The 14,821-nt window shown below is 49.1% G+C and carries 14 protein-coding genes; 7 read left to right on the forward strand and 7 right to left on the reverse strand.

From position 1 onward, the window contains the following. Positions 1-87 precede the first annotated feature (87 nt). The 3 genes from A1OO_RS07760 (at position 88) to A1OO_RS07770 (ending at position 3,984) form a co-directional block, all read left to right on the forward strand. On the forward strand, positions 88-783 hold the full coding sequence (locus tag A1OO_RS07760; protein ID WP_017002680.1) for a response regulator: 696 nt from the start codon (positions 88-90) through the stop codon (positions 781-783). After that, positions 783-2,162, forward strand: a complete 1,380-nt coding sequence (cpxA, locus tag A1OO_RS07765; RefSeq protein WP_017002681.1) for an envelope stress sensor histidine kinase CpxA — start codon at positions 783-785, stop codon at positions 2,160-2,162. The genes A1OO_RS07760 and cpxA overlap by 1 nt, the downstream gene beginning before the upstream one ends. Before the next feature lie 151 nt (positions 2,163-2,313). Beyond that, positions 2,314-3,984 carry a methyl-accepting chemotaxis protein gene (locus A1OO_RS07770; RefSeq protein WP_017002682.1) on the forward strand — a complete coding sequence of 557 codons (1,671 nt, stop codon included), beginning with the start codon at positions 2,314-2,316 and terminating at the stop codon, positions 3,982-3,984. A 72-nt stretch (positions 3,985-4,056) separates the two neighbouring features. Here the strand turns inward: A1OO_RS07770 and A1OO_RS07775 are convergent, their stop codons facing one another. Both A1OO_RS07775 and tpiA read right to left on the reverse strand, forming a co-directional pair. Next, complete coding sequence (locus tag A1OO_RS07775; protein WP_016961926.1) at positions 4,057-4,536, reverse strand: tRNA (cytidine(34)-2'-O)-methyltransferase; 480 nt, start codon at positions 4,534-4,536, stop codon at positions 4,057-4,059. Between the two features lie 142 nt (positions 4,537-4,678). Beyond that, positions 4,679-5,449 (reverse strand): triose-phosphate isomerase, encoded by a 771-nt coding sequence (gene tpiA / locus A1OO_RS07780; RefSeq protein ID WP_016961927.1) that lies wholly within the window; start codon positions 5,447-5,449, stop codon positions 4,679-4,681. A 279-nt stretch (positions 5,450-5,728) separates the two neighbouring features. Here tpiA and A1OO_RS07785 point away from each other — a divergent pair, with 279 nt between their 5' ends. Continuing rightward, on the forward strand, positions 5,729-6,076 hold the full coding sequence (locus A1OO_RS07785) for a 5-carboxymethyl-2-hydroxymuconate Delta-isomerase (protein ID WP_016961928.1): 348 nt from the start codon (positions 5,729-5,731) through the stop codon (positions 6,074-6,076). A 60-nt stretch (positions 6,077-6,136) separates the two neighbouring features. Here the strand turns inward: A1OO_RS07785 and A1OO_RS07790 are convergent, their stop codons facing one another. The 3 genes from A1OO_RS07790 to A1OO_RS07800 form a co-directional block, all read right to left on the reverse strand. After that, positions 6,137-6,475, reverse strand: coding sequence for a DUF3135 domain-containing protein (locus A1OO_RS07790; protein ID WP_016961929.1), 339 nt, complete (start codon positions 6,473-6,475; stop codon positions 6,137-6,139). A gap of 264 nt (positions 6,476-6,739) precedes the next feature. Further along, on the reverse strand, positions 6,740-7,483 hold the full coding sequence (locus A1OO_RS07795; protein WP_016961930.1) for a ferredoxin--NADP reductase: 744 nt from the start codon (positions 7,481-7,483) through the stop codon (positions 6,740-6,742). A 20-nt stretch (positions 7,484-7,503) separates the two neighbouring features. Then, a complete protein-coding gene (locus tag A1OO_RS07800) occupies positions 7,504-8,142 on the reverse strand; it encodes a helix-turn-helix transcriptional regulator (RefSeq protein ID WP_017002683.1) in 639 nt (212 codons plus the stop codon). A 296-nt stretch (positions 8,143-8,438) separates the two neighbouring features. On the opposite strand from A1OO_RS07800, the gene A1OO_RS07805 reads away from it, so the two are divergent. Both A1OO_RS07805 and A1OO_RS07810 read left to right on the forward strand, forming a co-directional pair. Then, on the forward strand, positions 8,439-9,494 hold the full coding sequence (locus A1OO_RS07805; protein WP_017002684.1) for an HlyD family secretion protein: 1,056 nt from the start codon (positions 8,439-8,441) through the stop codon (positions 9,492-9,494). Further along, positions 9,491-11,044 carry a DHA2 family efflux MFS transporter permease subunit gene (locus A1OO_RS07810; RefSeq protein ID WP_017002685.1) on the forward strand — a complete coding sequence of 518 codons (1,554 nt, stop codon included), beginning with the start codon at positions 9,491-9,493 and terminating at the stop codon, positions 11,042-11,044. The genes A1OO_RS07805 and A1OO_RS07810 overlap by 4 nt, the downstream gene beginning before the upstream one ends. A gap of 120 nt (positions 11,045-11,164) precedes the next feature. Here the strand turns inward: A1OO_RS07810 and glpX are convergent, their stop codons facing one another. Further along, positions 11,165-12,172, reverse strand: a complete 1,008-nt coding sequence (glpX, locus tag A1OO_RS07815; RefSeq protein ID WP_016961934.1) for a class II fructose-bisphosphatase — start codon at positions 12,170-12,172, stop codon at positions 11,165-11,167. A gap of 179 nt (positions 12,173-12,351) precedes the next feature. Then, a complete protein-coding gene (gene glpK / locus A1OO_RS07820) occupies positions 12,352-13,857 on the reverse strand; it encodes a glycerol kinase GlpK (RefSeq protein ID WP_016961935.1) in 1,506 nt (501 codons plus the stop codon). Between the two features lie 658 nt (positions 13,858-14,515). On the opposite strand from glpK, the gene zapB reads away from it, so the two are divergent. Continuing rightward, positions 14,516-14,758 carry a cell division protein ZapB gene (gene zapB, locus A1OO_RS07825; protein ID WP_016961936.1) on the forward strand — a complete coding sequence of 81 codons (243 nt, stop codon included), beginning with the start codon at positions 14,516-14,518 and terminating at the stop codon, positions 14,756-14,758. The last annotated feature ends 63 nt before the right edge of the window (positions 14,759-14,821 follow it).

The following is a 14,821-nucleotide window of genomic DNA, read 5'->3' on the forward strand; positions in this document are numbered from 1 at the left end:
AAGGGGCGTAAACCTGCTGTTTACTCATGGCATCGCTGTTATGAATCGCAGATACTATCTTCATCAGCATTTATACGAGCGTGTACCATGAGCAAAATCCTTCTGATTGACGATGACATTGAACTGACTGGCTTACTTCGTGATTTATTAGAACTAGAAGGCTATGAGGTAGAGATCGCCAATAATGGTCAGCAAGGGCTAGACCAAATTAATGACGAGATTGATTTGGTATTGCTGGACGTGATGATGCCGGTGCTCAATGGCATGGAAACCTTACGCCGTCTTCGAGATAGTTGGGACACCCCTGTATTAATGCTGACGGCGAAAGGGGAGGAAATTGACCGTGTGATGGGGTTAGAGCTAGGCGCGGACGATTATCTGCCCAAGCCTTTTAGTGATCGTGAGCTGTTAGCCCGTATGCGTGCGATTTTACGTCGAACGGCTAAAACGGGTGATGATAAACGAAGCGAAGAAGCGCAAGAGTCGATTGAGTATCAAGATATCGTCATCTTCCCCGGAAAAATGGAAGTGTATTGTCAGCACCAATTGATCGACTTGACAGGCACAGAAACCGCGCTGTTGACCTATTTGGTGAGACAGCCCGGCAGCATTGTTGCCAAAGCCGATATTAGTCTCAATGTGCTAGGAAAGCGATTGGCCCCGTTTGACCGTGCCATTGATATGCACATTTCCAATATTCGTAAAAAACTGCCTGAACGTGAAGACAGCAAACCACGAATTAAAACGCTGCGCGGACGTGGCTATTTGCTGGTGGAGGCATAATGAAACTGCCGACCATCAAAAGCCTGTATGGCCGAATATTTGCCATTTTCTGGCTCACGCTCTTGTTGGTGTTGATTGCTGTATTAATGGCACAACACAGTGACCCAAGACAACAGCATGCCTTGCCGTCTAGCGCGAAAGTGGAATATCTTCAAATGGCTGAAACGGTATCCGCACAGATAGCCAAACGCAGTGGCTCACTGAAAAATAGGTTGATGCACGTTCAGCGTAAGCAACCAGAGAGATCGTCTGTAAAGCTCTACTTTACGACAGTGGATGGCGATTTTTTGGGGAAAGGTCATCACGGTAGCAGTCGAGCGCTAAAAAACTTTATCACTTTAGCGGATGATCCTGACGAGCCCATGCAGCGCTTGTATGGTCGCTGGATGTTGGCCGGTCCTTTTATCGTTGAGGACAAAAACCAGAGCGCTTTAATGTACGTCGGAAAAATGTGGCGTCAAGCGCCGCCATTCTATGTTCAAATCCTCGACAGACCATTTCAACTGCTGCTCGTGACCATGGTAGTGAGTACGCCTTTATTACTTTGGCTCGCTTGGGCAGTAACAAGGCCGGCGCGTCGTCTTCAGGCGGCAGCAGAGCGAGTCGCACAAGGGCGATTTGAAACTGACCCTGACTTAGAGAAAGGCCCTCGAGAGTTTCATCAAGCGGGCGCCAGTTTTAACCAAATGGTGACGGCGCTTAATCAAATGATCAGCGGACAACAGCGGCTCTTATCCGATATATCTCACGAGCTACGTTCGCCACTGACCCGACTTCGTATGGCGAATGCGCTCGCGATTCGCAAGCAAGGGCAAAGTGACAACCTCACACGCATTGATACCGAAGCAGAGCGCATGGAAAAAATGATTGCAGATTTGCTGTCCTTGTCACGTATGCAAATCAACAGTCACTCCGAACGAGATCTGTATTCTTTGTCTGAGCTTTGGCAAACGCTACTAGAAGACGCTGAATTTGAAGCTGAGCAGTGTGGCAAGCACCTGACATACGGTGCGATACCAAACGCCAGTATTGAAGGAAATGGCCCATTGCTTTGTAGCGCTTTGGAAAATGTTGTCCGTAATGCCATCAAATATGCTAACCAGCAAATTGATGTGACGATGTCGGTGACAGGCACGTCGTTAAAAGTGATTGTGAGTGATGATGGTGATGGCGTTCCTGAAGAAATGCTCGTTGATATATTCCGGCCTTTCTATCGCGTATCGACCGCGCGGGATCGTGAGAGCGGAGGAACGGGCCTTGGATTGGCTATCACTGACAGCGCGATGCGACAGCACAATGGTCGCGCTGAGGCGTACATTAATCGCCACGGTGGCTTAACGGTGACCTTGGTGTTTGATTTGATTAATACAGCAATCTAGCCTTCCCATTATCGCTAAATTACCCAAACCTTTCGGGGGATGTCTCACTTTCGAGAGTTACTGCTAACCTTAGAGAAGCGGCTGTGTCTTGTCGGCACAGCACTCTCGACATTGACGCGCACTCTGTGCGTTTTAAAGGAGCAGTTAGCATATGTCCTCTAATGTGACTATCAAACAGCGACTGACTATGTTTGTCGCTTTGGTATGCGGCATACAAATCATAGTTGGTGCTTTTGTTTTCTATAAATTGGCTTACATCGAGAGCCATGTACAGGGTGTAGCGCATCGAGACATCCCTGTTCTTGCTTCAATCAGTAAAGCCACAGAGCATCAAGTCGAACAGAGAGTGCACTACAACAAAGCATTCCGATACGCCTTGGAAATTGGGTTAGAACCCAAGGCTCAAGCCAACTACGATAAAGAAAAAGCCTATTTCTACACGTTCGGCGACAAAGTCATTAACAATTTCAATACCATAGGGCAATTTTTTACTGAAGGAACGGTGAATGGTACGGCGGAAGAACAGGTCGCGTTTAATTCGGCCAATGCCAAATTGAATGATGTGGTGGCGCTGCACGCAAAGTGGATGGCGCACGTTGAGGACGTATTCAAGGAGTTAGAAGGTGGGCACGTGCATGAAGCAGAAATGCTTGATGCCGTCGTTGGTGAAGAGGCCGAAGCGACTACGAAACAGGTTGATAACCTGCTAGCGGATGTGGGGAAGTTCACTGAAGTCGCTGTCCTTGATATTGAAGAAAAAGCGGTGTTGTTAGAAATTGCCGTTGTTTCTTCAGTGATTGTGGCTTTGCTTGTCGCCATAATTATGTCGAGGATTATCCTCAATCGCATTTATGTAGGACTCACGAAAGTGTCTAATGCGTTGGCCATTCAAGCTGCTGGGGATTTCAGTCGGTCTGCGGTCATCGATGAACCTGGCATCATTGGCGAGCTCCAGAAAAACATGGAGGGGACACGAAAAAGTACCAACGCCATGATTGCTAAAGTAGCCGACGAGGTCGGCGAAGCGGTGAAGATGCTTAATACCGCCGCGCAAGCAGTAAAAAGAAACTCCGATGCCCAAAGCGGCGAAATCATTCAAGTCGCGACGGCAGTGAATGAAATGTCTGCGACTGCACAAGAGATTTCAAACAACGCGATCCAAACACAGACGGCGACCGAGAGCGCGTCGCAGCAGTCGTCCGAGAGCATGCGAATCAATCAAGAGTCGATGAAGCAAACTAATTCGCTAATTGAAAGCTTGAATCTGAGCAGTGTTGCGCTCACTGAACTTGAGAAAAACAGTGGCAACATTACCTCTGTGTTAGATGTGATTAAGGGCATCGCAGAGCAGACCAACTTGCTTGCTCTTAACGCCGCGATTGAAGCAGCACGTGCTGGTGAACAGGGGCGCGGTTTTGCCGTAGTTGCTGATGAAGTTCGTAGCTTGGCACAACGCACCCATGATTCGACTTCAGAAATTGAAACCATGATTGCGCAGCTCAGCAGTGTCACCAAAGAAGCGGTGGATACCATGCAAAAGAGCTGTGAGATGGGTGATCAGACGCTCAAGCTCTCGCAAGAGTCTTCCTCATTACTGGCTCAGGCTGGCAATGCGACAGCAGAAGTCACCGACATGAACTTGTTGGTGGCCAGTGCGGCGGAGCAGCAAAGTGGTGTCGTGGAAGAGATTAACGTGAACGTGAATAAGATCAGCGAGATGGCAACGCAGAGTGCGTCAGAAGTTGAGATGCTGGTGGAGGCCACTTCGCGGCTCAATCAAATCTCGAGCGATCTGCAAGCATCCACCGGGAAAACAGCCTGATGCGTTGCTAACGACATTGGCAGTTTGGAGAGAAATAAGAAAAAGCAGGTGACCCTGCTTTTTTTTGTGCCTCTAAATCCCGCCGACAAAGCCCAACTGACGCCATGCTTCATAGCTAATAATGGAGACTGAGTTCGCTAGGTTAAGGCTGCGACTGTCTGGCATCATCGGCACGCGAATGCGGAGTTCTGGTTTGAATGCATCACGAATGCTATCCGGAAGACCGCAGGTCTCAGAGCCAAACAAGAAAATATCACCGGCTTGGTAACTCACGTCTGAATGGGGACGACTGCCTTTGGTGGTGCAGGCAAAAATACGGAGCTCACCTTCGTTTGCGAGATGCATGGCATCGAGAAACGCTTGATAGTTCGGGTAGCGGGTGATGTTGGCTAGATCATGGTAATCAAGCCCAGCGCGGCGCAGTTTCTTCTCTTCAAAATCAAAACCAAGCGGCTCAATCAAATGAAGTTTGCAGCCGGTATTCGCCGCCAAACGGATAATGTTGCCAGTATTGGGAGCGATTTGAGGTTCGTGAAGGACAATATGGAACATGATGTTCTGTGACCGCGCGTAGAGGAAAAACGCAGTATAGCGGGCTGACTAACGGGGATAAAGCGACAAAAAAAAGGAGAAGCCATGGCTTCTCCTTTTCTCGCGTGAGTGGCTGGCCTAAATAAGGCAGTCACTCACGAAATTAGTTTTTTGCTTCAGCTGCTGCTTTCGCGATACCCGCGAAGCTTTCTGCGATCAGCGCAGCGCCACCAACGAGTGCACCGTCGATGTCTGGTTGAGCGAAGTATGCTGCTGCGTTTTCTGGCTTAACAGAACCGCCGTATTGGATAACAACGTTCTTCGCCACTTCTTCGCTCTTCGCAGCGATGTGAGCACGAATTGCTGCGTGGATGCGTTGTGCATCTTCAGCTGTTGCTGCTTTACCGGTACCGATAGCCCAAATTGGTTCGTATGCGATAACTGCACCGTTCAACGCTTCAACACCTTGGGTGTTGATCACAGCGTCAAGTTGACGTGCACATACTGCCAGCGTTTCGCCCGCTTCGTTCTGTGCGTCTGATTCACCGATGCAAAGAACCGGCACAAGGCCATTTTCTTTCAAGAATGCAAATTTCTTAGCAACGAACTCGTCAGATTCTTCGTGGTATTCACGACGCTCTGAGTGACCGATGATGATGTGAGTCGCACCGAAGTCTTTCAGCATGTCTGGAGAAATGTCACCTGTGAACGCACCGGTTTGGTTAACGTCAACATTTTGTGCACCCAGAATGATTTTGCTTTGTGCTTTACCTAGCAGTTGCTCTGCCAGATCCAAATACATAACAGGTGGTGCGATAGCAACATCAACACCTTCAACACCGTTAAGTTCAGCTTCAAGGCCTTTGATCAGGTCAGCGACCATTGCTTTGTTACCGTTAAGTTTCCAGTTACCCATTACTAGTGGACGGCGCATAGGAATTTCTCCGTAATCCAATTATCAAAATCAATTGCTGGGAACGATAGCAGCAGACCCGCTAGCATTTCCTGCTCAAAATCATAAATGCCATCGTTTGTACGCGTTTTACGTCGAAATGTGAACCTTTGAGTAATAAATTTTCGTTATAAATTTTCGGATTAGCGCGGACAGACGACAGATAGCAAGGTGTGATCTGAGGTCAATATTCCTCTTCCTAGTAACAATCGCTCGAAATGCTGGGGTAAAGTGGCTCAAAATCGTAACAAGGAGCGAGTTATGCCTCATATTGTCATGGAGTACAGTGATCCGGTTTCAGAGCGGGTAAATGTCGGTCAGTTATTGGAGGACTTGCACCAAACGGCTATCGGTAGTGGCGAGTTTGGTGTGGCGGACGTGAAATCACGGGCGTACGCTAGTCACGAGTGGTTGATTGGCGATTCTGACAATCAGGAAAACTTCATTCACGTGACGTTGTGGTTACTTGATGGGCGCGATGAAAATCAAAAGAAAAATTTGAGCCACGCTTTCTTGGATGTATTGAAGCAACATGGTGCCGACGTGAAGAGTTTAACAGTGGATGTTCGGGATATGGACAGACGCTGGTATGCCAAAGAAATGCGATAGATGTAATCAACAAAAGAAAAAAAACGGCGGCGGTAAATACCCCGCCGCTGAAAAACTGAGTTAGCCTTCCACAGCAACAGTCTCGCTGTTGCGCTTCGGGTGCAATGTAGTGACGGTTGCGTTTCGCTCAGTTAAAGCTGCTGGGTCATTGATGGCAGTTGAGAAACGGTCAAATTGACGCATCAACTCTTTCATCAATAACGCGTTAACATGGTTAGGGTTTTTCCCTGATGCAATGACACGATTAATGTGGCTCATCTGAGCGCGCAATTTAGGCTGCATGTTGTCACTTGCGCTGACGATGATCTCTTCGCTCATTTCTATTCTTAGCGCGTCTAGCGCCTGCGGGTCGGATTCCGCTAAAGCTTTTAATTCGTCAAATGAAGGCATGGTTTTCATGGCATTACTCCTTGTGGCTGCGCATGACTTGCCTTTGACTATACGGTTAAAAAATGAGCGATCAATCACACCGCCGCCTCAAAAATGAGACGATGATGCTTGGATGGTTAGGTGTGTTTTTAGTTTGATACAGGTAATTGTTTGATAGCGACAGAAAACACGGTATACGGTATTCATTAGTCTTATTTTTGAGATGGTGATGTAAAAGTTACGCGAAATGATTGAAACCGATGAAATGGGGCATTGCGCCCCACATCTGGCATCTTACCAATACTGCTCGGTGGTGATGTGGCCAGGTTTGCGGCGTAAGTTTTTCTCTAATCCCTTTTGTTCAAGCAGTGCACGCACGTCTTTGACCATTTGAGGATTACCACACAGCATGATTTGGCTTTTCTCTGGTGTGAGCGGTATACCCACTACGCGTTCTAGCATGCCGTCTTCTAAGGCGTGGGTGATCCGGCCGGACAGTGCGCCCGCCTTGGGTTCTCTGCTTACGAAGGGTTGAACTAAAATTTGGTCGCTGTGTTTTTTCTTCAGTTCATTGATTTCCGCCTGATAGCTTAGATCAGCGGAAAAGCGTACGGCATGTATCAAGACGACTTTTCGGAACCGTTGCCAGACTTCTTCTTCTTGTAAAATAGACAGGAAGGGCCCAAGTGCCGTACCCGTGGAAATCATCCACAAGTGCTCGCCTTGAGGGATTTCTTCTAGCGTGAAGAAGCCGGTGGCGTCTTTAGTGATCATCACGTTGTCGCCCGCTTCGAGTTCGTGCAGGCGTGGTGAGAGCAATCCATCTGCTACGCGTGTGGCGTAGATTTCGAGATACTTGCTGCTGGGTGGGTTGACGTAGGAATAGGCGCGTTGAATCAGTTTACCGTCAATTTCTAGCCCAAGCTTGGCAAACTGTCCCGCAACAAAAGGCGCAACGTCGGCGTCCAGCGTCAGGCTGAACAGGTCTTTGTTCCAGCGTCGATTTTCAATCACTTCCGCTTTGATCCAAGTCGCCATACACACTCCTCAGCAAATAATTATCTGGATGACGCCTGCGTGCTTTTTGGTTGAATGTTATAGGTGCAGCGGCGTTGCCCTTCAATGATGTGTTCGTCTCGTGTGACGACATAGTCATCACCGAGCACCGTCTTAAATATGTGCTTTTCTGACTTACACAGGGCCGGACATCGTTTGGCGGCCTGACAAATAGGGCAATGGTTCTCAATCAGCAGGAAGCCCGTTTCGGTTTCCTGAAGCTCTGCCATGTAACCTTCGTTCTCTCTAAGATACGCCAAGGTTTCAAGTTTAGCCTTTAAATTATGGCAATCTTTGAGCGCATCGCGGTATTGCTGCAACGTTTTTTCTTCACGTTGCTGGATGACTTGGGTGAGTCCAGCTTCGCCAAACAGACTCTCTACGGACTCAATCACTGAAATGGCCAGATCGCCGTGACTGTCGGCAAATCGACGATGCCCTTCGGCGGTGAGTGACCAATGGCGAGTCGGTCGGCCGACTTTTACTCGAACATCACTAAAATCCAACAGGCCATCGTCTTCCATGGTTTGCAGATGTTGGCGGATCCCCATGGTGGTCATGCTCATTTCATCAGCCAATACACGCGCGCTGATGGCGCCTTCGCGTTTTATCTTGTGCAGGATTTTATCGACTGTTTTCATCGTACTCTCGTTCCTATGCTTTACGTTCCATTATGAAGTGAGCTTGCTAAATAAAGCAATGTCTTTACTTAGTTATTGCGCTGAATGGCTTTTTGCACCGAGAGAATCCCAGATGTCGGGCCGAATGAATAAAAGATGTCATTTAAATGAGATGGCTTGTCACAACACTAAAACTGAACGAAAAAACCTAATGATATGTTTCATATGAGACCGCAAATCGGGAATCCAGTCACTAGACTCTCCCAGTCTGGCTCAAACAACGCGGGCCAATTTAGCGCGTCTACCCGGGAGGTCTCATGACTGAAAAACGCGGTTTTCCTTTTCGTAATGTCATGATCCTTATCGGTGTTGTGGTGGTGTTGGTGGTTGCAGCGTATTTTTATGTTCGCCATCAAGATCAATATCCGAGTACCGATGATGCGTATGTTCATGGCAACATTCTTTATATCGCCCCACAGATAAGCGGTCAGCTAACTGAAGTGAATGTTTACGATTTCCAGCATGTCGATCAAGGCGCAGTAATCGCGAGAATCGACCCTTCGGCGTATCAAGCGCGCGTGGAACAAGCGCAAGCTGCTTATGAAAATGCGACGGCAGCAAACAAGGCGACGAGTGATGCGATTGTGGGGGCAAGTGCGCAAATCCGCGCTGCGTCAGCCCAGTTGCTTGATGTGCAAGCCAAGTATCGCCGCAACATGGCGCTGGTGGACAAGGGGCTGCTACCCGCACAAGAAGGCAGTGACTTGAAGGCAGAGCTTGCTGCGGCAAAAAATAACCTTGATGTGGCGCGGGCAAGAATGTCGCAGCTCATCAGTGAGCAGGGCGCGTCAGGCACAGAAGCGCCTGCGGTTCGACAAGCGGCGGCGGCCTTGTCTGAGGCGTCGTTAAATCTCTCTTATACGTCCATTATTGCGCCGACATCTGGCACTTTAGGGGATGTGAACGTGAGACCGGGAAGTGTGGTTGCGCCAGGTCAAGCGCTGATGCCCTTGATTGAAGACAATTCGTTTTGGGTCGAGGCGAATTACAAAGAAGATGACATTGGCAATATAGCTGCTGGGATGACAGCCAGTGTGGTTCTCGATATGTATTCAGATACCACCTTCAGTGGCGTTGTTCAGGCTATCTCGCCGGCTAGCGGTTCCTCGTTTTCTCTGTTGCCGCCAGAAAATGCCACAGGTAATTGGGTGAAAGTACCCCAGCGTTTTCCCGTTCGCTTGACCATCACGACGGCGGGAGATTCGAAGCCATTGCGCGTTGGTGCCAGTGCAACGGTGACCATTGATACGTTGAAAACGGATGCCTCAAAAACAGGCACCTCAAAAACTGATGCCACGGATCAGCAGCAATGACAGCCAGTAACCCGAGTATGGCAAGCAACGGGCCTATGCCTCCCGGAGCCAGTCGTACCATGATCACTTTGGCGGTGATGCTCTCTGCCATCATGGTGCTGCTCGACATGACGATTGCCAATGTGTCGTTGCCGCACATGATGGGTTCACTGGGTGTGACCTCGGAGCAAGTCACGTGGGTGTTAACCTCTTATTCGATGGCGGAAGCCATTTTCATTCCTCTGGCGAGCTATTTCAGCCTACGTTTTGGTTCTCGACGTTTGCTCTTGGTGTCTGTCGCGGGTTTCATGGTGATGTCTGCAGCGTGTGGACAGGCAGATTCGCTGACGGAAATGATTGTCTTCCGTATCTTGCAAGGGGCGTTCGGGGCATCAGTGATCCCGCTGTCGCAATCTATTATGGTGCAGATTTATCCGCAGGAAGAACGCGGTAAAGCAATGGCATTGTTTTCGGTCGGCATACTGCTTGGACCTATCTTGGGTCCAACCGTCGGCGGTCTTATTACGGAGCACATGGATTGGCGGTGGATATTCTATGTCAATGTTCCTGTGGGCATGCTGTGTTTGACGTTGTTGGCGGTGTTCGTTCGCTTGGATGGGCGGGACAAAACCTCGGTGGATTGGCCACTGGTCTTTGGTATGGCGATCGGGATTGGTCTGCTCCAGTTAGTGCTTGAACGCGGTAATCAGGATGGTTGGTTTAGTTCTAATACGATTTTGTTCGCTTTCATCATCAGTATGATTGCTTGGGCATTTTTCCTTCAGCGATCCTTTCGCACCAAAGGCGACATTGCTCCGATGTGGCTATTGAAAGACAGAAACTTGCTGTTGTCCTGCATCGTCATGACAGGTTTTTCGATGGGGATGTTTGGCATTACCCAATTGCAGCCGATGATGCTAGAGCAACTGCTGAATTATCCGGTGGATACAACGGGGTTCGTGATGGCGCCCAGAGGCTTAGCCTCCGCCATCGTATTGCTGTCAATTTCCCGCATTATTGACCGACTCGATCCGCGAATGTTGATTGTGGTCGGCTTGGTGCTCAATGGTATCGGCAGTTTTATGATGATGAGTTATTCGCTCGACATCGATGTGTACTGGGTCTTGCTGCCGAGCATTATTCAAGGGGCGGGGATGGGGCTGGTGTTTGCACCGCTTAGTCAGCTTGCCTATGCCACGTTGTCGCCGAAGAATACCGTGGGCGGAGCGGTGATTTTCAACCTTTGCCGAACCTTAGGAAGCTCGTTTGGGATTTCCATCGTGAATACCTATTTCAGCCAAATTCAGCAAAAAGAGTGGCATGCATTAGGCGGTGGCGTGACGCCGGATAACCCTGTTGTGCAGCAACTTGCCGCGTCGCAAGGCACGACAGTGACGGACCCGAGTTTTATTGCGTCAGTGACACAATTGCTGCATCAGCAATCGACCTTGCTGGCGTTTGTTTACTCGTTTGGCTTTATCATGGTCTCTTATATTGTGTTGATACCACTGTTAGCCTTGTTTAAAAAACCACCGGATAAGAAAGCCGCTAAGGTGGAAGCGTCTCCCTGATTCACGGTGTCTAGGTTTGCTGTACCAAGATAAATTGATGACCATTAAAAAAGCACGCCGAGGCGTGCTTTTTCTGTATTAAGCTATCGCTACAGTGAGCAATAGCGGCAGTCATTGACGTTATAGAATGATGTCTTTCACTGCGTCGTCTTTGCGATCCATATAGTGGATAGACTTGATGCGACGGATAGTGCGGCACTTACCGCGGATAAGCAGGGTTTCCGTGGTGGCAATGTTCCCTTTGCGGGTAATGCCTTCCAACAGGTCGCCTTTGGTGATGCCGGTTGCAGAGAAGATAACATTGTCGCTGCTGGCCATGTCAGACATGCTCAGGCAAATGTTGGTTTCAATGCCCATTTCTTTGCAGCGAGCAATTTCAATTTCGCCCATGCGGCGGTTATCTTCATTGTCTTCTTTTACTTCATGACGCGGCAGCAGGCGACCATTCATGTCACCGCCCAATGCGCGGATCGCGGCAGCAGAAATTACCCCTTCAGGTGCGCCACCAATGCCATACATGAGGTCAACTTCGCTGTCAGGCATACAGGTTAGGATCGAAGCGGCAACGTCGCCGTCAGGGATGGCGAAAACGCGCACACCCATTTCCTGCATTTCGCGGATGGTGTCGTCATGACGTGGTTTCGCGAGTGTGGTGACAACCAACTCATCCAGTGATTTACCCAGTGCATTAGCGACGTTAATCAGATTGTCGCGCAGCGGCAATTCAAGGTTGATAACCCCTTTGGCTTCTGGGCCAACACACAGTTTTTCCATGTACATGTCAGGCGCTTTCAAGAAGCTGCCTTTCTCAGCCGCGGCTAGCACTGCCAGTGCGTTTGACTGACCCATTGCGGTCATGCGCGTGCCTTCGATCGGGTCAACCGCGATGTCTACTGCATCGCCGCCCAAACCGACTTTTTCACCAATGAATAGCATGGGTGCATCGTCGATTTCACCTTCACCAATAACAATTTCACCTTCGATGTCGGTTTTATTCAGAAGAATACGCATTACTTCGACTGCTGCACCGTCTGCTGCGTTCTTGTCACCGCGGCCAAGCCACTTGTAACCCGCCAGTGCCGCGCCCTCTGTGACGCGTGAAAAAGCCATTGCTAAATCGCGTTTCATCCGATCTCCAGTGTCATTATTTTGTGGCATCAAAAGCTACCAAAATCAGTGTCTGATAGCGAAAAAACTCGGCGCGGATTTTACCATAAGCAAATAGGAAACGTTTGCGTTTTTGAGACGAAAAAAAAGGGGCTTACCCCTTTTTCAATAATGGTCAGTACATTAAGCAGGTTTGAAGGTCAGTCGACATGCCATCCCTTTGAACACTCAATAGCGCGTTGCCAACCCACGTGACGACGGTTACGTTTGCCATCATCAGCACTTGGGCTAAAGCATCGGTCGATTTCCGCTTTGTTCTTGAGCTCATCAATACTGCTCCAGAAACCGACGGCGAGTCCCGCCAAATAGGCCGAGCCCAATGCGGTCACCTCGGTCACCTTGGGGCGATGCACTTCGGTGTTGAGTACATCAGACTGGAATTGCATCAAAAAGTTATTGGCAACGGCACCACCATCGACTTTGAGAAAGTCGAGTTTGATGCCCGAGTCTGCTTGCATTGCAGTAATCACATCCAGCGATTGATAGGCGATACCTTCGAGCGTCGCGCGGATAATATGGTTGGCATTGACGCCGCGCGTGATGCCGACGATGGTGCCGCGCGCATAAGGGTCCCAATGGGGCGCGCCAAGGCCAGTGAAAGCGGGCACGACATACACGCCGTTGCTGGTATCCACCTTGGTAGCGAAGTACTCAGAGTCCTTGGCATCTTTGATCAGATGCATCTCATCGCGCAGCCATTGAATCGATGCACCGCCCATAAACACCGCGCCTTCGAGTGCGTATGCTACTTCGCCTTTAGGGCCGCACGCCAACGTGGTCAGCAAGCCGTTTTGGGATGACACTTTTTCTTTGCCTGTGTTCATCAACAAAAAGCAGCCTGTGCCATAGGTGTTTTTGGCTTGGCCGGCTTCGACGCACATTTGGCCAAACAGCGCGGCTTGCTGATCGCCTGCAATGCCTGCAATTGGGATCCGCGTACCGCCTTTACCCCCAATATTGGTTTCGCCGTATACCGTAGACGAGGATTTCACCTCTGGCATCATGCACGAAGGGATACCAAGCGCTTTGAGCATGGAGTCATCCCATTCAAGGGTATTGATGTTAAATAGCATGGTACGGCTAGCATTGGTGTAATCGGTAACGTGAACACGTCCCTGCGTCATCTTCCAGATGAGCCAAGTATCGATAGTGCCGAACAGCAGGTCGCCTTTTTCAGCAAGTTCATGTGCACCTTCAACATGATCGAGAATCCATTTTACTTTGGTGCCAGAGAAATACGGGTCAATCACCAAGCCAGTATTTTCTTTGACGTATTTTTCGTAGCCATCAGATTTCAATTGCTCGCAAATAGGCGCGGTGCGACGGCATTGCCAAACAATGGCGTTGTAAATGGGTTTTCCCGTATGACGGTTCCAAACCACGGTCGTTTCACGTTGATTGGTGATGCCAATTGCTGCCACTTGATCTGAGCGAATGCCTGCTTTTCCCAATGCTTCTATCAAGGTCGAACTTTGGCTGGCATATATCTCGAGTGGGTCGTGCTCAACCCAGCCTGATTGAGGGTAAATCTGGGGGAATTCGCGCTGGGCGACCGTGACAATATTGGCATCGTGGTCAAGGATAACGGCTCGGGAGCTGGTGGTTCCCTGATCTAACGCGACAACGTATTTTTGCTCGGTGCTCATGGTGTGTCCTCTTTCGTTCCTTGTAAAAGCATAGTGCGACTTGGCCGACACTAGGTTTCATGCTGTGTCGTTTTTATTGTTGAATGGCGGTGCATAAGGGCAAACCTTCACATCACTGACACGTTGCCTACTTTAGTGACGAAACGACTTTCGTGAAGTGTTGACGTGGAAAAATGTGCGTTCGCTCATTATTTGTTCATTATCTGCTCGAAATCGAACATTGAGCGTCTCATTTTGCAGAGGATGTGAGTATTCGAATATATGGGGAGATAAATGAGGAGAAAAAGAAAAGGCTGACAACGAATGTGCCAGCCTAGCCGATATCGGCAAGTCTTGGATTGCTCCAAGAGAGATACGATCTTTATTAACGTACCATGTGGTCAGTGAATAAAAATTGAAAGATGTCGCATTTTTAGTCATTTACTGATGGGGAAGTCAAAAGCGAAGGCTGAAGAAGGCCAAAGAAGGCAGTGAAAAGGGCACAATTGATGCTTTTTTGTTCGCTTGTGATCCAAAAGTGGATTAGACAGGTGCGACTGACGTCATGCCCCGTTAGAATAGGTTTTCTGGGACGTGCAAGGTAGAAAAGCCTTATAGGGCAAGCCTTGACGAAGATTGCGCATTTGCGCTTAGACGTTGGAAAACATAGGTGGCCTTGATGTCATTGGAAATTTTAGAGCAGCTTGAAGCCAAAGTTCAAATGGCAGTAGATACCATTTCTCTACTTCAGATGGAACTTGAAGAGCTAAAAGAACAAAACGAAACCCTTGGTCGTGAGTCAGATTCTGTGCGTGAAAACCGTGACGCACTGGAGCAGGAAAATGCCCGCCTTCGTGCCGATCAGGACGCATGGCAGACCCGCATTCGCAACCTGCTTGGTAAGATTGAAGAAGTAGAATAATAAAACAGAGCCGATGGGCTCTGTTTTTCTATGAGGCAGCTTTGCTGTAACGCTCTGTGGTAA

Source organism: Enterovibrio norvegicus FF-33, assembly GCF_000286835.2.
Classification (GTDB): Bacteria; Pseudomonadota; Gammaproteobacteria; order Enterobacterales; family Vibrionaceae; genus Enterovibrio; species Enterovibrio norvegicus_A.